This is a genomic window from Vibrio hepatarius (assembly GCF_001274785.1).
In the GTDB taxonomy this organism is placed as follows: domain Bacteria; phylum Pseudomonadota; class Gammaproteobacteria; order Enterobacterales; family Vibrionaceae; genus Vibrio; species Vibrio hepatarius.
On the sequence record NZ_LHPI01000001.1, the window covers coordinates 288568 to 307637 of the forward strand.

General features: G+C 45.8%; 21 protein-coding genes. 12 read left to right on the forward strand and 9 right to left on the reverse strand.

All coding sequences use genetic code 11. From position 1 onward, the window contains the following. Positions 1-182: 182 nt before the first annotated feature. The 3 genes from AKJ31_RS01375 (at position 183) to AKJ31_RS01385 (ending at position 1140) form a co-directional block, all read left to right on the forward strand. Positions 183-551: a helix-turn-helix domain-containing protein gene (locus tag AKJ31_RS01375; RefSeq protein ID WP_053407292.1), complete on the forward strand. Its 369-nt coding sequence runs from the start codon at positions 183-185 to the stop codon at positions 549-551. 84 nt (positions 552-635) lie between these two features. Continuing rightward, positions 636-851, forward strand: coding sequence for a DUF3820 family protein (locus AKJ31_RS01380; RefSeq protein ID WP_053407293.1), 216 nt, complete (start codon positions 636-638; stop codon positions 849-851). 43 nt (positions 852-894) lie between these two features. Then, entirely contained in the window at positions 895-1140 is a 246-nt protein-coding gene (locus AKJ31_RS01385; protein WP_053407294.1) for a hypothetical protein, read from the forward strand. Between the two features lie 211 nt (positions 1141-1351). On the opposite strand, the gene AKJ31_RS23585 is transcribed toward AKJ31_RS01385, so the two are convergent. The 6 genes from AKJ31_RS23585 to trpB all read right to left on the reverse strand — a co-directional run bounded on the left by AKJ31_RS23585 (position 1352) and on the right by trpB (position 7511). After that, a complete protein-coding gene (locus AKJ31_RS23585; protein WP_072161201.1) occupies positions 1352-1624 on the reverse strand; it encodes a YkgJ family cysteine cluster protein in 273 nt (90 codons plus the stop codon). Then, complete coding sequence (locus AKJ31_RS01390) at positions 1621-3327, reverse strand: ATPase (RefSeq protein ID WP_053407968.1); 1707 nt, start codon at positions 3325-3327, stop codon at positions 1621-1623. The genes AKJ31_RS23585 and AKJ31_RS01390 overlap by 4 nt, the downstream gene beginning before the upstream one ends. Positions 3328-3391: 64 nt before the next feature. Next, positions 3392-4456, reverse strand: a complete 1065-nt coding sequence (locus tag AKJ31_RS01395) for a hypothetical protein (RefSeq protein ID WP_053407295.1) — start codon at positions 4454-4456, stop codon at positions 3392-3394. 2 nt (positions 4457-4458) lie between these two features. Then, positions 4459-4851, reverse strand: coding sequence for a tellurite resistance TerB family protein (locus AKJ31_RS01400; RefSeq protein WP_053407296.1), 393 nt, complete (start codon positions 4849-4851; stop codon positions 4459-4461). Further along, positions 4832-5812: a helix-turn-helix transcriptional regulator gene (locus AKJ31_RS01405; protein WP_053407297.1), complete on the reverse strand. Its 981-nt coding sequence runs from the start codon at positions 5810-5812 to the stop codon at positions 4832-4834. The genes AKJ31_RS01400 and AKJ31_RS01405 overlap by 20 nt, the downstream gene beginning before the upstream one ends. Positions 5813-6287: 475 nt before the next feature. After that, complete coding sequence (gene trpB, locus AKJ31_RS01410) at positions 6288-7511, reverse strand: tryptophan synthase subunit beta (protein WP_053407298.1); 1224 nt, start codon at positions 7509-7511, stop codon at positions 6288-6290. Between the two features lie 596 nt (positions 7512-8107). Here trpB and AKJ31_RS01415 point away from each other — a divergent pair. Continuing rightward, complete coding sequence (locus AKJ31_RS01415; RefSeq protein WP_053407299.1) at positions 8108-9373, forward strand: RidA family protein; 1266 nt, start codon at positions 8108-8110, stop codon at positions 9371-9373. A 204-nt stretch (positions 9374-9577) separates the two neighbouring features. Here the strand turns inward: AKJ31_RS01415 and AKJ31_RS01420 are convergent, their stop codons facing one another. Further along, positions 9578-10591, reverse strand: a complete 1014-nt coding sequence (locus tag AKJ31_RS01420; protein ID WP_053407300.1) for a LacI family DNA-binding transcriptional regulator — start codon at positions 10589-10591, stop codon at positions 9578-9580. A 485-nt stretch (positions 10592-11076) separates the two neighbouring features. Between AKJ31_RS01420 and AKJ31_RS01425 the strand changes: the two genes are divergently transcribed. The 4 genes from AKJ31_RS01425 (at position 11077) to AKJ31_RS01440 (ending at position 14415) form a co-directional block, all read left to right on the forward strand. Beyond that, a complete protein-coding gene (locus AKJ31_RS01425; protein WP_053407301.1) occupies positions 11077-11520 on the forward strand; it encodes a PTS sugar transporter subunit IIA in 444 nt (147 codons plus the stop codon). A gap of 46 nt (positions 11521-11566) precedes the next feature. Then, positions 11567-11854: a PTS sugar transporter subunit IIB gene (locus AKJ31_RS01430; protein ID WP_053407302.1), complete on the forward strand. Its 288-nt coding sequence runs from the start codon at positions 11567-11569 to the stop codon at positions 11852-11854. 12 nt (positions 11855-11866) lie between these two features. Further along, positions 11867-13123 carry a PTS ascorbate transporter subunit IIC gene (locus tag AKJ31_RS01435; protein WP_053407303.1) on the forward strand — a complete coding sequence of 419 codons (1257 nt, stop codon included), beginning with the start codon at positions 11867-11869 and terminating at the stop codon, positions 13121-13123. 197 nt (positions 13124-13320) lie between these two features. Beyond that, positions 13321-14415 carry a YdcF family protein gene (locus AKJ31_RS01440; protein WP_053407304.1) on the forward strand — a complete coding sequence of 365 codons (1095 nt, stop codon included), beginning with the start codon at positions 13321-13323 and terminating at the stop codon, positions 14413-14415. Between the two features lie 64 nt (positions 14416-14479). Here AKJ31_RS01440 and AKJ31_RS01445 read toward each other — a convergent pair whose 3' ends face one another. Together AKJ31_RS01445 and AKJ31_RS01450 are read right to left on the reverse strand one after the other, a co-directional pair. Further along, positions 14480-15013: a hypothetical protein gene (locus AKJ31_RS01445; RefSeq protein ID WP_053407305.1), complete on the reverse strand. Its 534-nt coding sequence runs from the start codon at positions 15011-15013 to the stop codon at positions 14480-14482. 268 nt (positions 15014-15281) lie between these two features. Next, positions 15282-15530, reverse strand: coding sequence for a hypothetical protein (locus AKJ31_RS01450; RefSeq protein WP_053407306.1), 249 nt, complete (start codon positions 15528-15530; stop codon positions 15282-15284). A gap of 228 nt (positions 15531-15758) precedes the next feature. Here AKJ31_RS01450 and AKJ31_RS01455 point away from each other — a divergent pair, with 228 nt between their 5' ends. From AKJ31_RS01455 to AKJ31_RS01470, 4 genes are read left to right on the forward strand one after another with little or no spacing between them, the layout of a single operon-like run. Further along, positions 15759-16397, forward strand: a complete 639-nt coding sequence (locus AKJ31_RS01455; RefSeq protein WP_053407307.1) for a hypothetical protein — start codon at positions 15759-15761, stop codon at positions 16395-16397. Between the two features lie 9 nt (positions 16398-16406). Beyond that, positions 16407-17090, forward strand: coding sequence for an ABC transporter ATP-binding protein (locus AKJ31_RS01460; RefSeq protein ID WP_053407308.1), 684 nt, complete (start codon positions 16407-16409; stop codon positions 17088-17090). Next, positions 17078-18337 (forward strand): ABC transporter permease, encoded by a 1260-nt coding sequence (locus tag AKJ31_RS01465; protein ID WP_053407309.1) that lies wholly within the window; start codon positions 17078-17080, stop codon positions 18335-18337. The genes AKJ31_RS01460 and AKJ31_RS01465 overlap by 13 nt, the downstream gene beginning before the upstream one ends. Continuing rightward, the gene (locus AKJ31_RS01470) at positions 18330-19067 is read left to right on the forward strand and encodes an outer membrane lipoprotein-sorting protein (RefSeq protein WP_053407310.1); all 738 of its coding nucleotides are present in this window, start codon (positions 18330-18332) and stop codon (positions 19065-19067) included. Before AKJ31_RS01465 ends, AKJ31_RS01470 begins: the two co-directional genes overlap by 8 nt. Positions 19068-19070: the final 3 nt, after the last annotated feature.

The following is a 19070-nucleotide window of genomic DNA, read 5'->3' on the forward strand; positions in this document are numbered from 1 at the left end:
CAGATACTTAAGGTGTCTGCTTTTTTTGTTGGTCTAGTACATCCCTGTTCGAGAAAGGGCTCGAGCCACAGCAAATAAGCACTTTATTCAACCGAACCTTTAATTTGCTCTAACGTTTTGATGACATGACCTTGTCTGAAAAGGCTGACAATCAGCGCCACTAACTCATACAAGGAATCATCATGGAATTTACAGAACGCGACAGAGACGCACTTTATCAAACTTGGATGTCACAGAAATCCAAAATGCGTTTGACCCAGATGGAATTCGCCAAAAAACTCGGTATGAGCCAACTCGCATTCTCTCAAATGCTACGTGGGGAAAAGCCGCTGAACATGTCGTTCATCAGCCACTTTTGCCGTTTGTTGCGCTTAGAACCAAATCATGTCTTTCCATCACTGAAAGAACAGTCAGATACAGGACCGAAAGTGGTTTACCTACAAAGCCGTATGAGTGTTGATGGCGAAATACAAAATGCTTACATCGAAGGCAATCAAGTGATTGTTGAGTACGCGCATATCATTAACGATGACGACTCTTTGCCAAACTAAGTTGAGGGTTGAAGCGCTCAACTCGCTACAGTGAATCGGATTTTAATGGTAACCTTTGGCAAAATTGACCATTGAATTCACGTCATGTTGGAAAAAGAAAACCTGCTTAAGTTGGCAAGAATACAGATGCCTTTTGGTAAGTATGCTGGCCGAGTATTGATTGATTTACCTGAAGAGTACCTGCTGTGGTTCGACAAAAAAGGTTGGCCAGAAGGGGAGTTAGGTGATTTGCTCAAGTTGTGTTTAGCTCTGAAAATTGAAGGCTTAGATAGTGTCGTGAAGCCTTTGAAGCGGATATAAACTGCTTTAGAAACTCCCCCCATTTTTAATTAAAAGATTTATTATGAATTTTGATATCGATGCACTGAAACACCACCAATTGGTCGAAGATGGTCAACTAGAGGGGTGTTACATTCATCAGCCTGCTCAAGGTAGTCAGCAAGATGACAAAGCTGTTTTAGCAGAACGCCAAGCGTTGGAAAAGATGGGATACAAGGTAGTACAGGTTAAAGCGAAAGGCGGGACAACAACGTTTGCCGAGGCGATGCAAGAGCTTGCGAAGAAGACTGGTCACCAGACTAAAAAGTAAGCGAGTGTAACCTGCCACAGCCCCCTAAACCCTTCCCCGATACCCTAAGTTTTCATTCAAAAGAGTCAGACCGTCAGGCTGACTCCTTTTTGCCCCAAAGCAAGCTAGAGCAAGATTGAGGCTAATTTCAAGACTCGCAATTTGACTTACTTTTCCTTATGTCTAGAGAGTTGACTATGTGGTCAAATCTGCTGATCAATTACACCTACCTTTATCTATCTGGTAAGCGCTCACAGATTGAGAGGTTTATCTCGACGAAGGCCTTCCATGTGTAAGTGGATGAATAGTGTTTTCGATACTGTAGTTCCACTCGACAGATATCGGGCCTCGTATGATAGATGCTGCATTGTTTGTTATCGATATTGAGGTGACGGCAAATGCCATCACCTCGATCCAAGCTTTTTGTCTCTTGTGATAAGTGTACATTCGAACAGCACTTTCCACACGAATAGCAGGGGAAGGGGGTTAGGGCTTCCCGGTTCATAAGCTCATTAACCAAGCTCGAGTGCTATCGAGGTTGTTTGATTCGAATGGCACCTCTATCTCTCGCTTACTTATCTCTTTCGATAGCATGAGACTTCTTTCGTGTTCGCAACTGATGGATTCTAGGCTGCTTGCAAACCTCATCAGTTCTTCTGGCGAAAGGTTGAACTCAATCCGGGAAAGCTCAATCAAATATCGGTCGAGCTCAGCATTCACCTTCTGAAAGTACTCTAATGTTCTCTTTGTTTTTGATTTAAACAGATCGAGGTAATCCCAGACTTTTTGCATTAACTGACTGTGATCTAAAAAGTAGGTGATACCGATAGTCATTAAACCCGTTGCGACAGCACTAACGAAGGAGGCCAGTTCGGTGCCAAGAGGGAAAGTCATTAAAGAGGCAAGTTGCTGGTTGAACATAACCCCCATGGCAACGGCGACACCTGTCGACAAGATACGTGTTACTTCACGTGCCAGTGCGCCTGGGCCAAGGTTCTCGGGGTTAAAGAATAGGATCTTGGCCGCTGAGACCAAACTAGACCAGGTTTCTCGCAAGAGCTTGCCAATCAACTTTTGAGTGGTGAAAAAGATGTTCATTATGGTTGTGCTTAAGCTAGATAAAGCCCCCGCCAAGGCTCCATTTTTAAATTCATCCAGGATATCTTTGAATCGAACTTTCACCCGGTTCCAAATGTTTTGAGCCGTGGCCTTTAGCTTCTCAAGAAATTTCTCAAGGGTAAAGTTATCCTCTGTATCTTTAAGAGCCTGAGGAATGGCATCTTTTAGTTCAAACCAGACCTCAGCAAGAACAAGCCCCAATGCCTGCCTTACCCCCATCTTCAAGCCAGCTTTGCCAGATTCCATCGCTGTACTCTTAAAGAACTTACTGCTGGTGTAGTAGGTGAAATTAATCTGCTTATCGTACTCTTGTCTTGCCTTCTTGTCGGCTTCTCGCATTTTGTCTTCGTCAATACTCTCAAGAACCTCAATGTGCTCGTTCTTTTTGGCAATTTTGCTCTCTAACTGACGCTTTTCATGCCGTTGCTGTTTAGTCTCTGTTGGCATAGATTCTAAACGTTGCCTGTCTTTTTCTATGCTCTTGCGCTTGTTTTCGATTGTCTTTGGTACGACAGTAGTCAGGAAATCATCCATTGAATGATCTGACTTGAGGTTGTTGATGTAATTGTGGGTCGATTGAAAGTTTGAGTCTTGGTTGGCAAGCTCTACGCCACTGAGACCAGCAAGCACCCTTCCTGCATCGTCGTGGACTTCATGGGATGAGATGATATGGTCGAGCTGGCGCTGTTCTTCACTAGACATTGTTTTGCCGCGGTACTCATCAACCAACTCACCGCCTTGTTGTTGTTTTTTGTCTTCTTTGCCCTTGGCCTTATAACTCGGGTGTGAATGGTAAAGATCTTCCTTTTTGTGTCTGCCTTTTCCATCGGTCATGATGTTGCCATTCGCATCACGCTTGATGGGTTTGTAGTCACCTCTATTAGCATAGTCTTGTTGAACGCTATCGGACATGTAAATATCCGTGTCGCCTTTTTGGTGCTGACGAGCATTATGGATCGTCGCGACATCACCGCCTTTTTTGTCTTCGAAAAGTAAAAAATCTAGGCCGAATGTGGTTACTAAGCTTTTAGTGACAGTTTTGTTTAGCTCATCGACTAACCGGAAATTTTGTGTATTAGTTCCTGACATGTCATACAGTTCCATAAGGGTGGGAGGCGTACCTCCCTTACATTATATTTCAATGATGGCGATGCTATTTTTGTGTGTTACTCGATGCCGCAAGTACAGTATTGATTGCTGATTCGTTGATCACTTGCATCCCTTCACTGTCAGTTTCTATTTCAACGATATTCTCATCACTCAGCACTACGTTACCTTGCTCGTCCTGCTTAGGTTTAAACAACGGTGTCGTGATGATATCGGTGAGAATGGCTGAAATTTGGTAGCCATTATGAATCGAACGGATAACGTCATCTTCAAATTTAGAAATGTCAGTTTTTGCTGTAATGAGCTGGTCAAAGGCTTTCAGGTTGTCAAAGTATTCTTTGAATATCGCATACAGACGTTCTGTTTCGGCGTAGATCCTATCGACGTAGAGCTTAGTTTTGCTTAGCTGATTGCGTCCTTTTGCCATCTTGCCAACGGCTTCATTGACTTCTGTTCGGGTTTTTCTCGCATCGCTTAATGCTTCTTCTGCGTGTGACGCAAAGGCCCAGCCAGCGATTGCCATAATGGGAGCGGCAACGACGCCACCGAGTACCATCGCGCCTCCGGCCATTCCGAATCCGCCAGCGGCAATGGAGCCGCCACCGATTGCAGCCATCGTGGCGTTATAGGCAGCCGCACCCGATAGAGCAGCAATAGGTGTACCTGTTGAAGCAGCAGCGACAGCCATTACGCCGCCATATACGGCATATGCTGCCGCTGCACCGGCCGCGCTAGCACCTGCAATCTTGCCCATGTAGGCAGTGGTGGATAGTGCGAGGCCATCGATTTCGTCGAGTTTATGCTGTGGGAAGTCGATCTCAAGGTCTTTGGAGCTTGCTTGGTTCAGCTTTTCTAGGAGCCTTTCTGCAATAGTTCTGAATTCCTTAAAATCATTACCGATCTTTAATTGAAGCTCACCAAGCTTGGTTAAGCTTTGGTTTGTCAACTCATTCTGCTCGTCGAAGACTGATCTTTCGTCGTCGTACTTTCCTTTAGAAGCCTCAATAATATCGTTTGCTTCAGATTTATCCTGGTAGCCATCATAGCCTTTTTTGGCGCCGTAACCTGCCGCTGCTACCGCCGCACCCGCTAAAATAAATGGTAGTGGCATGTCTATACCCCCAACAACTTCTGTGCTTCTGCTACAAGTGCCATCTGGCGCTGAACCCAGTTCTTCAGTTCTTCCAAGCGTGGCAATTCGACACCGATTGTTTCTGCAATGTGCTTGATGAAATTATTTTCGCTTTCCTGAAGAGTCTGATCTGCATAGCCCACACCGACAAGCTCAATCAGGAAGGCCATTTTCTCCGAGTATTCCGAAAACAGTGCCGATAGTTCAACCAAGTCGAACGTTCTATCTAAATCAACATTTTCGCTGCATTGAGCCACGATGGTTTCCAGAAGTAAGGTTTCACGCTCATCAATGTGGCCATCTGCTGCAATGAGTTGTTTGGAAAAATGATACAACGCTGATTGTTGTTCACGGTTAAGGTGCTGAATAAACATTATTATGTCCTCTCTTTTTATGAATATTACAAACATCAGAGCCAAAGCTCTTTAGCCATCTATCGAGCAATAATGAGTCGATTACGGTGGCTGAAATTCTGTAGATATTTTCAAGTTCTTCTACAACTTGATCTTCTGATAACGGCGTCTCAAGTAGGTGGTATCCGGCCTGCTTGTTGATGTCGAACTGGACTCGACAATGCTCGCCTTCACCAAAGCCAAACCTGCCATCGGAGTCGTATTTTGCCAGCGAGAAACCTTCCGGCCTCTTGAAGCGAAATGACGATACTGTCGCATCATTGATACGGTGCACGGCCAAGCTCCTTTCATTATCGAAGCCTTCAAAGCGACAGACCAGATACAGTCGAACGCCTTGCTGTGCTAACCCGAGTGGCATAATTGTGGCCTTTCTCGTTTGCTTATTGGCGTTGTGATAGGTAACCTTCAGTAAGCGATCTTCATATAGCGCCTTACTTATGTTTTCTAGGACAGTTTTATCAATTTTTGGGGCTAAAAGAGGTTGAGACTCTCTTACTAATTTTATTTTATTTTTCCATACTCGATCTTTATGATTTTTAGGATCAAACTCGAGATTGTATTTTGCCTCGTTAAAATGGGTCCGCAGTGAACTCACCACGTCTTTTGGTAACAAAAACTTTAAGTGTTTTTCAGCTAACGCAAGAAGCAGGGACTCATGTGCATTGAGTGAACTTACGCCTAATACATGGCAACTTCTACCAAAGCTGTAACCATAGGGTTTGGAGCGTGTATCTCTATCGATGTCAAAGTGTTCACTTAACATCTCCAAGTTGCGCTGTATCGTGCGGATATCTCTAAAGATACCAATTGCTTCGAGTTGATCTCGTAACTCTAGGGCGGTGATCTTTTTGTGCCTCGGTATTCTTTTTAAGATTTCAAGCGCAATAGCCAATGAATCTTGTGTACTTTTTCTGTTTGACAAAGCTAGACTATTCCGTTGTTTTAATTAGAGATGAGATCTTAATTCCATGATCTTTGGTGGTCATATTACACATTATCAAGCGTCTCTTCATGTGCGCTAATGCACATAAACTATATTTGGTAGCTGCGACAACTTACGTCGCAGGAGTTTTCGTTAGATGAGCTATGTAGTGGATAAATACAGTTGGCCGTTACATTGAAGATAATTTGAATAATTTGCAGTAGCTGAAGTTATCCGAAATCTTTCAACCTTCTAAAATTGGTAACAAGGTTCTGTCCAATTGTGAGTTACAGCAAAAAGGTTGGCCGGAAGGGGGAGTTAGTTAAGCTACTAAAGCTTTGTTTGGCTTTGAAGATTGAAGGGCTCGATAGCGTCGTTAAACCGCTAAAAAGAATGTGGCCGCCAGTCTGCGTATCTTCGATGCTAGCAACGATATAGCCACCGACGCTCAGGTGGCTATATGCGTTTATGGCGGTTATATCAAAGACTCAATCCCGTATTTGGCGCCGTAATTCTCAACCACAAAGTCGATATCTTTATCACCTCGGCCAGATAGGTTGATCAAAATCGAACCTTTCACGCCTTGTTTGGCAAGTTTTAACGCGTACGCAACGGCATGGGATGATTCAATCGCTGGGATAATGCCTTCTTGGCGCGACAGTTCAAAGAACGCATCAATGGCTTCATCATCGCTAATAGAACCGTAGCTGACGCGTCCTAAGTCTTTTAGGTAGCTGTGCTGTGGACCCACTGATGGGTAGTCTAAGCCACTGGCAACTGAATACACTTCTTGCGGTTCGCCTTGTTCATCTTTCAGCATGTATGACTTAAAGCCATGCATCACGCCAGGTTCACCAAGCGTCAAGGTTGCAGCGTGCTCTCCCGGCGTTTGTAGTGAGCGACCCGCTGGCTCAACACCGTGAATAGCCACTTGCTCATCTTCTAAGAATGCGCTGAATAAACCCATTGCGTTTGAACCGCCACCAACACAAGCGACCAAGTTGTCCGGTAACTTGCCGGTCATTTCCTGAAATTGTACGCGTGCTTCATTACCGATGATCGATTGGAAATCTCGTACCATTTTCGGGAAAGGGTGAGGACCAACAACCGAACCAATCGCGTAGAGTTGAGTGATTGGGTCTTTCAAATAGGCTTCAAACGCCGCATCGACCGCTTCTTTTAGTGTCTTACGGCCATGAGTAGCAGGAATCACGTTGGCGCCAAGAATACGCATACGCACCACATTCGGGTGTTCTTTGGCAATGTCGACTTCACCCATGTAGATATCACACTCTAATCCAACCAACGCGGCAGCAGTCGCTAGTGCCACACCATGTTGGCCCGCGCCAGTTTCGGCGATCAGTTTGGTTTTACCCATCTTCTTCGCCAAAATCGCTTCACCTAAGCAGTGATTGATCTTGTGCGCACCAGTGTGGTTGAGGTCTTCACGCTTTAAGTAGATATCAACGCCGTATTTGTTGGACAGGTTTTCTGCGTGGAAAATCGGGCTAGGACGACCGACGAAGTGCTTGTACAGGCGGGCTAACTCAGTTTGAAAATCAGGATCTTTGCAGCATTCTTCATACGCTTCATTTATCTCGCGCATGATTTTTTCCAACTCAGGTGGTACGAAGCTGCCACCATATTCGCCAAAGTATCCTTCGCTGTTAGGCATTGAGTGTTCAAACGAGTTTTTCATTGTTTACGTCCTAGTGAATGAGGGTATTGATACATTTATACCTAAACCAAACAGGAAGTAAGTAATCAGTTGCGTAAAGCGTGATGATGTTCTCGTGAACTAGTTGGTTGATACGAGGCGATTGCCGAGTGCATTCAAGTTTCAGGCTTGAACGCGGCTTGGTTCGGTTGATTTTTGCTCTGAGAGCGTAAGGGTAAATCAGATCCAGAGAATGTTTATGCAGTTATATCGTTTGAACAAGCGCTTAGATGGTGACAAAGCGCCAATTTGTGCGTTTTTATTGTGAACAATCTATCAGATCCGAACAAAAACCACTGACTTCCGTAGGTGACCCTGTGGGTGAATATTCAGGTTTAACGAATCAATAGAATTAAATATTCATCATTTGCTTAATTTAGAACAATAATGCGGATAATTAGTCGCGCAATGATTAATTATCCGAATTTTTCAACCAGTCTAGTGAAATTATATTTTGATTTTTATCACATTTGCACTGATTCATTTCACTTACTATTCCGTCACTTCATAAATAAAAACATTTATTCAAATAACGATAAATATAATATTTCTTTACTCTACATAAGGATCAGAATTACATGAGTGGCGGTATCATTAAAGTTTCAAGAAATACAGAAAATGCACCAGTAAATGCTTTCTCTACACAGACAGTTGCATTCTCTCACTACAATAATATTTCTGCGCAGCTACCGGTTAATCCAGCAACGGGTGACATTGTTGTTGGTGATGTAAAAGACCAAGTTAAACAATGTTTGAACAACCTTAAAGCGATCGTTGAAAGCATCGACCATGTGATGGAAGACGTCGTAAAAGTGAATGTTTTCCTGAAAAACATCGAAGACATGGCAGCGGTAGACGAAGTTTATGCCACTTTCTTCAACGGCTACGCACCGACTCGCACTGTTGTTGCGGTTGCGGCATTGCCAATGAGCGACGCATTAGTACAAATTGACGCGGTGATTTCTAACGGCGAAGGCACGCCTTGCCAAGAGCCTTGTGACCTAATCAAATTAGTTAGAAACACAGAGCTAGCACCAACTCATGCGCTTTCTACACAGACTGTTGCATTCTCACACTACAACAACGTTTCTGCTCAGCTACCTGTTGATCCAGCTACAGGCGCGCTTGTTGCGGGCGGCATTAAAGAGCAGTCTGCTCAGTGTCTACGTAACATCAAGACTATTCTTGAAAGCATCGATGTACCACTAGACGATATCGTGAAAGTGACTATTTACGTGACTGACCTAGCGGACGTTGACGCAGTGAACGAAGTTTACATGACTTTCTTCCCTGATTCTGCAATCGCGAGAACAGTTGCTTACGTTCCAGCACGTACTGTTGTTGCGGCTTCAGCACTGCCTATGGGCGCGCTTGTTCAAATGGATGCGGTTGTTTCTCACGGTGACGGCACACCTCCTCAGGAAGTCGAAGACCGCCATGGCATTGTTATTCGTGCAAACAACACAGATAAAGCGCCATTGAACCCGTTGTACACGCAAACTGTCGCGTTTTCTCACTACAACCACATTGCTGCTCAACTTCCTCTAGAAGCACAAAGCAATGCACTTGTGGCTGGTGGTGCAAAAGAGCAAGCGGCTCAGTGTCTAAACAACATTAAAGCGATTGTTGAAAGCATCAACCACGTAATGGATGACCTAGTGAAAGTGAACATCCACGTAACAGATATGGCAGATATCGATGCAATCAACGAAGTGTACCCAAGTTTCTTCAGCGGTGACCTACCAGCAAGAACGGTAGTGGGTGTTGCGGCTCTGCCAATGGGCGCATCAGTACAGATCGACGCTGTTGTTTCTAACGGCGAAGGTACTCCACCTAGAGCATAATTTGTATAAACTGAAGTGGCAGGTTATTTAGTCTGCCACTTTAAAAATGAAAAAGAGCAGGTATATTATTTTCTTCTAGTTTAAGAAGTGATTAATATACCTGCTCTTTGTTTTTATATATTAATAAACCAATTTGACGTTAAATATATTATAACTGTATTGGTTTATTATGATATTTAAATGTTAATAAAGGTTGTTAATTAACTAAGCTCGGCGAAGCGTAAAACCAATATTGGTTGATTTAAATATTTCTTCTTGATTATTAATCGCTGAGATTAATTGCTCCGCTGCTTCGATGCCCATTTTTTCGTAGTTAATATGAATCGCGGTGAGCGGTGGGTGACACTTTTCACATAGCTGCGAGCCATCTAGGCAAACAATGGTCAGTTCGTCCGGCAGCTTGATGGCTCGGCGCTGGCATTCAAACATCGCACCAATCGCAATTTCTTCATGGCTACAGATAATGGCGTCTAAATTCTGTTCACGCAGCAGCAACTTAGCCACACCTTCAGCGCCAAACTCAAGGCTTGGGCCATCATGTGTTGTGTAGAAATGGTCAGGTGGAAGGTAGCCTTTAAGCATGCCATTTTGCCAGCCACGCAGCTGTTTACGCAAAATAGAGTGATTGCCGCGCGCGCCGATAAATCCAATGTTCTTAAAGTCGTGTTCGATCAGAAAATCGGTCATGACTTTGCCGATTTCGCCATGGTCCACACCAACATTTAAATAGGTTGAGTCTGCATTCAGCTCGGCGATTTCCATCACCGGAACTCTGGCACTTTGTAAGATTTGCAGTGTTTTGTCTGAGTGCTCGCTGCCGAACAAAACAATAGCCGCTGGACTACTCGCAATTAATGTTTGGAGCAGTTCTTCTTCTTGGTCGGAAGAGTAGTTGGTATAACCCAACAGCAATTGATAACCCTTTTTGTTCATCTGTAGCTGGAATGAACTCATAAAATCAGTACAGGCTTTCTCTTTCAAAGACGGCAACAATACCGCGACCGAATAGCTTTGTCCGGAAGCTAGTGCACCAGCGGCTTTGTTTGGGATATAGCCTAATTCATCAACCGCTCTTTGGATCTGTTCTCTTAATTTGTCCGAAACCTGATCGGGTGTTCTCAGTGCTCGAGACACGGTCATTGTTCCCACGCCAGCAAGCTTTGCGACTTCGGCGAGTGTAACTCGGCCAGTGCTACGACGTTTACGCGGTTCAGACATCAGGACTCCAGATAATTCAGTGATACAACATTACATAAGGCAATCATGATAACGCTATCATAATTTGCTATCAACGCGAGAGTTAGGCACTTGCAATGTGCTCTATGTAACTGTTTTTTCTCGTTCTAACAGCATCATTCAGCACCTAACACCGTCTGCATAAACTAAGGATAAGTGACGGGGTACTTATCTAAATCAACTCGGCGAGATCGTCGGTTCGCTTGAGTGGCATTGCAAAGTCATCTTCAAAAATATCTCAATTTATGCGTATTCCAAACGGTTAGATTATCTACTGCTCATAAAAATGATAGCGCTATCACACAAAATCATCAATCCAGAAAATAATAATGATAGCGTTATCACAACTATTGATAGCGCTATCAGGTAGCGCTATCAAATGAGATTTTAATCACAAAAATCTATAGCTCGACTGATTACTATTGCACCAACTGATAACGAGGTAAACGCAGAAGAGGAGCCAGACATTGCTAAAAGAACTATTAAGCACAGACGTTATTCGTATTCACGATTCTGCCGACGGCTGGCAAAACGCGATTGAACTCGCTTGTGAGCCTCTGATTGTGAACGGCGCGATTGATTCGAGTTATGTTCAAGCGATTTTCCGCTCGCACGCCGAAATGGGGCCTTACTATGTGGTTGGTCCTGGGATCGCCATGCCTCATGCACGACCGGAAGACGGAGTGAATCGACTGGCGTTGAGCCTCACTGTGATTCGAGAAGGAGTGAGTTTTGACGCAGATGAAAACGATCCGGTTCGCTTGCTGGTTACTCTCGCCGCGACTGACAGCAGTAGCCACGTTAACGCAATTGCACAATTGGCCGAGCTGTTTATGAACGAAGAGCACGTGCAGCAAATCTGCGAAGCGACGGATGTAGCCGCGATTCGCAACATTATAGAAAAGTACTAAAACAAGTCAGTTAATACGAACAAGAACGGTAAGAAGGTAGAGCATTATGAAAGTTATGGTTGTCTGTGGTCATGGGCTAGGAACAAGCCTAATGATGGAAATGAGCATTAAAAACATCTTAAAAGAACTCGAAGTTGACGCTTCGGTCGATCACTGCGATTTGGGTTCGGCGAAAGGAACCGACTGCGACATTTTTGTCGGCACGAGCGACATTACCGAACAGCTCGTCGCACAAGGTGTGGATGGCAAAATTGTTTCGCTGAAAAACATGGTTGATAAAGCAGCGATGAAAGAGAGCTTAACAGTAGCGCTAAAAGAGTTGGGCGCACTATAAAGGAGGTAGGCAATGGAGTTCTTTAACTTCTTAATGCAGGACGTGTTGTCCGAGCCGGCTGTTTTGGTTGGTTTGATCGCGTTGATCGGTTTGGTTGCACAGCAAAAGCCTGTCACCGAGGTGATTAAAGGCACAGTAAAAACCATTATGGGTTTTGTCATCCTTGGCGCTGGTGCTGGTCTGGTTGTGTCGTCTTTGGGTGATTTCGCGGCGATTTTCCAAGAAGCCTTCGGCATCTCTGGGGTGGTTCCAAACAACGAAGCGATCGTTTCTATCGCACAAAAATCGTTTGGTAAAGAGATGGCCATGATCATGCTGTTTGCGATGTTAGTGAATATCGCTATCGCTAGACTTACGCCATGGAAATACATCTTCCTGACTGGTCACCACACGCTGTTTATGTCAATGATGGTGGCGGCAATTCTTGCATCAAGCGGCATGTCAGGTGTGTCATTGATTGCGGTTGGCTCTATTACTGTGGGCATTGTTATGGTGCTGTTCCCAGCGATGGCGAACAAGTACATGAAGCAAGTTACAGGCTCGGATGATGTTGCGATTGGTCACTTTTCCACTTTGTCTTATGTTTTAGCGGGTGCAATCGGTAGCAAACTGGGTAACAAAGAGCACTCTACCGAAGATATGGACGTGCCAAAGAGCTTGCTGTTCTTGCGTGATACGCCAGTCGCAATTTCGTTTACCATGAGTATCATCTTTATTGTGACTTGCCTGTTCGCTGGTGGTGACTTTGTCCGTGAAGTCAGCGGTGGTAAACATTGGTTTATGTTCGCACTCATGCAATCGATCAGTTTTGCTGCTGGTGTGTACGTCATCTTGCAAGGTGTACGTATGGTTATCGCGGAAATCGTACCTGCATTTAAAGGTATTTCAGATAAGCTAGTACCAAACGCAAAACCGGCACTAGACTGCCCAGTTGTGTTCCCTTACGCGCCAAACGCGGTATTGGTTGGTTTCTTATCGAGCTTTGCGGCAGGCTTAGTGGGTATGGGCTTGCTTTACATGATGGGCTTGACGGTCATTATCCCTGGCGTTGTACCACACTTCTTCGTCGGCGCAGCAGCGGGGGTATTTGGTAACGCGACAGGTGGCCGCCGAGGCGCAATCTTAGGGGCATTTGCTCAAGGTCTTTTGATTACCTTCCTGCCGGTGTTCCTAATGCCAGTATTGGGTGACTTGGGTTATGCGAACACTACCTTCAGTGACGCAGACTTTGGTGCGGTCGGTATCATTCTTGGTCTGATTGTTCGATAGAGCAAAGGTTGACGAACAAAGCCCTCCATTGGAGGGCTTTTTGCGTGTTAACGCCTTATTTTTGCTGGGCTCATTGTCACGAATTTACTCAACTTTTCGGTGAGTCTAATATGCATGGGATTGGAGTCACACATTCTTCATAGGTGAAATTTATAATCAAATGATTCACTTGCTTGTCCGTATAGGAAATTAGACCAATGAAGAAAAATATAATTGCCATCGCTTTGGGTAGTGTTATCGCGCTATCTGCTCCTATGTTCTCACTCGCTGATAACCATTCAACTATCCAGTCGTCGGTGGATTACTCGCAGTTTGTAACCAAGCGCCAAGTGGTCGACCAACTGTTGCAAGACGCGTTGACAGCCTTTAAGTCACCATCACGTATCTCGCATGCGGGTTTCACCGCCAAAATGCCAAGTAATATGGAGATCGTGACCAGCCGCCTGTTGGAAGCGTATCAGTTAGAGCCTTACCGAACCGATTTGTTGATCTCTGCGGCTAATGCTCAGATCTACAACAAGAACGTTGATAAAGCGATTGAACTGTTTAATCAAGCTCTCTCTGTCGCGCCGGATGATGTTGATCTTCACTCTTACCTAGCGGTGTGGACTCGCTTCAAAGGTGACGACGCGAGTTCAACCAAGCACATGCAAGCGCTGGCGAAACTTAATCCGGGGCGTGAGGCTGACCTGAAAAAGATCTTCGCTACCGTAGACCGCGTATTAGCGACGCCGCTAAAAGATAAAGCAGAAAACACCAACTCGGGTAATCGCGCGATTGTCACGCTAGGTTATGCGCTTAACCCAGACGGTTCAATGCACGATATCTTAGTACAGCGTCTAGAAACTACCTTGAAGATGGCCAAAGCTGACCAAGATGCGGTTATTGTTCTGACTGGCGGTGTGCCGAAGAATCACAAAACTGAAGGCAAACTAATGGCAGACTGGTTGATTGCAAAAGGTGTCAGCGCTGACCGCATCATCGAAGAAAACTACGCAACCAGTACCGTGGGTAACGCGTTATTCAGTAGTTATGCATTGGCGCGACACAATATCGACCACGCCACCATCATCAGTTCAGCCAGCCACGTTCGACGCGGTCAAACCCTGTTTGAAATCGCAAGTTGGCAAACTGGCCCACAAGGCATTACGTTCGATACCGTTGCCTACCCAGATAAGCCGCTTGAAGAGTTAAAAGAAGCGAGCGATAGCGAAGTATTAGGTATCTACCGTGATGCTCTGAGAACGTATGGTATGTGGAGTTACCGCTCTTACCCGTTAGAAGCGCGTTAATGCCCTAGTCGAAATGGACGTCAATAAGATAACAAAGCCAGCACGTTTGAGTGCTGGCTTTTTGTTAGCGTTCACCGACAGGGATCATAATGTGCGCGTAAGGTGTACCTTTCCACATTACGTAAGGACCGCCGTAATACGGGTCAGTGGGCAGCGAGTCCAATAGTGCTTGGTCTGGGGTAATGATCATTAAGTGAGGGCCTTCGACAATCCATTGGTTGTCCGCCATTTCACCCTCAGCATACGGGTCAGTGTTACTGGCGCCACCATCCCCGGCAAGCATGTATGAGATGCCCAATTCCGAGGCCTCAAACGGCTTTTTGTTCATCCATGCATCAGCCCAAGCCATCCATGGTCCATCGAAACACATTGGTGCGACACCCTGTAATTGCGGTGGGGTTGGAAAACAAGTGTATTGGCTGTCGCCCTCTTGGAGGACATTCTTATCCCAGTCGACGACCGTTACCTTGTCTCTTAATGTTGGAGGCGCGGCACTGAGTGCATCTTGCAGCAGTGCATCAGAGTGGCTGTCGGCAAGCACGCCAAAAGCGCAGCCAACGGAAATGAGCGCTACCGAGTAGCGAATTAAACGTTTCATAACGATTCCTTGTTCGATTCAACGAGGGTTTAATCGAAAATAATTATAGGAGTTCGTCTCGTTTATGAATGCAAATTATAGTCTTATCAGTAAGACTTGGTGCTTTTGTTTTATTGGCTTTGGCAAGGGTTATGCTTAATTCAAATACGCTTGGATGGTAAGGTTTTGAATCGCCTATTCTTATCGCAAGCTAGGCCAGATAGCGGCTATAACTAACGAACTAGAAGCGAAACAAAAAAGCCCGCGGGCAATGCGGGCTAGTGGAGATTTAGTGTGGGCGTTTTGGACCGTTGCGTACCAATTCTTGACCGGTATTGAAGACTTCTTCTGTAACCCAGTGGCCAAGTAGCAGTTGATGCTTGTCGTCAAGTACCGCAACAAAGTGGCGACCGGTTGAGTTTTGCGTAGCCATCGCAACGCCCGCAACGTTTTGTAAACCCAGCAAACCGCTTTCTACGCTAATTAGAAACGCTTCTAGGTCATCTAGGTTGTCTATTACTTTATCGTCATTAATCATCAAATTTACTCTTAATTCTTGTACAAATGGGTGCTGCTTGTTGTTGAGCACTTTAACTGTCCTGTTCCCTTAATTCTACTAGTTGAAAGGCTGCCTGCTTACAGATTCACCGTTTACACTCTATTTCGACCATTCACTCCCGTTCACGACAGTTCGTCGCAAACCCCCGCAGCCCTTTTATTTGCTCGTTAATCTTTCAGTATCGAATCAACATTAAGGGACGAAGAAATGACAACATTCAGATTGGCTTTAGTGACCGCGTGTTTGTTTAGTGCTAACGCGCTGGCAATTCCAAGTGATGCCGCGATCGAAATTTACAATAAAGCCGCGCAAGGTGACGAGAGCTTGGTTGAAGTCGCACATCAATCCTTTGAGCAGCATATCGCCGAACGAGGCGCGGAGGCGCTGAGCTTGGTGTATCTCGGTAGTACGCAAACCCTGATGGGCAGAGATGCGTGGATGCCGTGGAACAAAATGACGTATACCGAAAAAGGACTCGCAACGATTGCAAAAGGGCTGGATCTCCTGGCTGCTAACCCAACACCGCTGGCTGAACAACAAACACGTCAAGGCTTACCAGAATCTTTTCTGGCGAAATCTCTCGCGGCTTCTACATTCACCTTGCTGCCAGAGATGTTTAACCATTTCGACCGAGGCTATGAGCTGTTTTTAGAACTGCTCGACGACGATGAGTTTAAGCAGCAGAAATATGCAGCGACAGCGTGGGTTTATCTGTATGCCGTTCAAGCAGCGCTCAACGCAGGAGATATGCCACAGGCTAAGGTGTGGCTAGATCAAATGCAGCAACGTGGAGCACAACACCCACTAACGCAGCAAGCGGCCAACATGATCAATTCAGCGGCTTAAGGTGACATTATGCTTAGCTTTTCTCAGATCTTTAAAACCTATCAATTAGGTCAACAAAGTGTGGAAGCGCTGAAAGGCGTCGATGGGCAGATAGAACGCGGCGAGATGGTGGCACTGTGCGGACCTTCAGGCTCAGGAAAAAGCACCTTGTTGAATGTGCTGGGTTTGCTAGAGATGAATTACCAAGGGCAAGTCAATATCGATGGGCATCCTTACCCCAAGCATCCCATAGACGCGGCCCAGTATCGCCGCTCGCAATTTGGCTTCGTCTTTCAGCGCTTTAATCTTATTCCAGTGATGAGTGCATGGGAAAACGTCGCGTATCCATTGATGTTAAACGGTGACAATCCCGTCCAGCAGCGTACTAAAGCGCTCGATATTTTGGAACAAGTCGGGTTGGGTGAGTTTGCGGACCACAGACCGGATAATTTATCTGGTGGTCAACAACAGCGTGTTGCCATTGCCAGAGCATTGGTTCACAAACCACAAATAGTTATTGCCGATGAACCGACCGCCAGTTTAGACAGCCACACCGCAAAAGTCGTGATCGAGTTGATGAAAACGCTCGGTCACTCACTGGGAACGACGTTCATTGTCGCGACCCACGATCCGCGCATGGCTGTTCAATGTGACCGCAGTATTGAATTGGTGGACGGGCAAATTCATAAGGGGCTGATGAAATGGGCAAGCTAATTCCAATCACGCTGCGTGTGGCATACCTCAACTTACTGAGGAACCGTCGCCGCAGTCTACTCTCGGTACTAATCATTACCATTGCTGTGTTTGCGCTGACCTGTGCAGGTGGCTTTGGGCTTTATACCTACGAGTCGCTGAAAGAATCCACCGCTCGAGATACAGGACATATTACGATCAGTCAGCCGGGCTTTTTTGAGCAGGATGAAGACATGCCGCTGGAAAATGGTTTGTCGGATGCGGCGTCTATCTCACGCCTTATTCTCGCAAACGATGAGATTCGTGGCATACAACCGCGGATTGAATTTAACGGATTGATCTCTAACGGCAGCAAGTCGACTATCTTCGTTGGTAGCGGCGTAAATGACCGCGAATTCGATATGAAAGGGCCGTTTCTCGATGTCAGAACCGGTAAAACCTTGTCGAGTGTCAACGCTTCACGTTATAACGCTGCTGAGCCTGAAGTGATGCTAGGGGTTGAGCTGGCGAAGAACCTTAAAGTGACAATAGGAGATTGGGTTACCCTTTTGGCTACCACCAGTGACGGCGCACTGAATGCATTCGATTTTAAAGTGCACGGCATTTACTCGACGGGCGTACCTGAGTTAGATAAGCGCCAGCTTTACTTGCATATTCAGTCTGCTCAGGAATTGTTAACTAGCGATAAAGTCAGCACCTTATCTGTATTCTTGTTTGAAACAGAAAAAACTGCTCAGGTTCAGCAGTGGGTGTCTGATCAGCTTTCTAACACCACGCTCGAACAACCTATTGAACTGACCCCTTGGCAAGACAGAGCTTTTTTCTACACCAAGGTCAAAGACCTCTATGACCGCATATTCGGCATTATGGGCGCGGTAATGGCGTTGGTGGTGTTTGTGGCGCTGTTCAACACCATGACGATGTCGGTCACCGAGCGAACGCGAGAAATCGGCACACTCTCAGCGCTCGGTACGTACCCAAGTGAAATCGTGTCTGGATTTGTTCGGGAAGCCGGTCTGTTGGCGCTAATTGGTGCGATGCTCGGCGGACTGCTCAGCGCGGCGACTTCGGTGTTGTTGCTTGTGGTTGATATCCAAATGCCACCGCCTCCGGGGCGAAGTGAAGGCTACCCGCTGAATATCTACTTCTCGTTAGAACTGCTTGTATTTTGTGCCTTGGGCGTATTCGCGATTTGTACTTTTGCTGCTTGGCTTTCTGCCCGAAAGGGTGTCAATAAACCTATTACTGAGGCGTTGGCTTATGTGTAATGCAATAAAAACAATGGCGACTCTCTTACTGGCGGTGATCAGTTCATCTGCGGCAGCGAGTGTTAGTGACGTTCGACAGATGGTTAAAAATGCTGACGATTATCGTCAAGGGTACCTGTCGGCTAAAGTCGTGTCGCAAGTGTCGTTATTTGAAAACGGCGAGCTGGATAAAACGCGTCAGTATCATGTTTACACGCGTCCTAATCGTGAATCACTGGTGGTGTTTAAGTCACAAGTAGAAGCGGGACAAAAAATGTTGATGCTTGGCGATAACTATTGGTTGCTGATGCCGAAAAGCCGTCGTCCGATCCGTATTACGCCAATGCAAAAGCTGCTCGGTGAAGCCTCGGTAGGAGACATTTCAACGCTGACTTGGAGTGAAGATTACCAAGCAACCTTGATTGAGCAGTCGGTAGAAACTAACCAGTTGCGCCTGAAATCGGCCACCAAAGGCGCGAGCTACGAACGGATTGATTTGTGGCTCGATGCCGAAACGGACTTTCCACTCAAAGCAGACCTTTATCTACGCTCTGGCAAGCTAGCGAAACAGGCGATTTTTGAACAAGGACAGCGAGATGGGCGAACCCGCGTTGTGGCGATGACCTTGCTAGACAAAATCCAACCAGCGAAGAAAACCGTTATCGCTTACCAGCAAATCACCTCTTATGAGTTGGAGGAGAAATATTACAACCCAGCGTATCTGATGCGCAATCTGGACTCGGAGTTGTAAGCG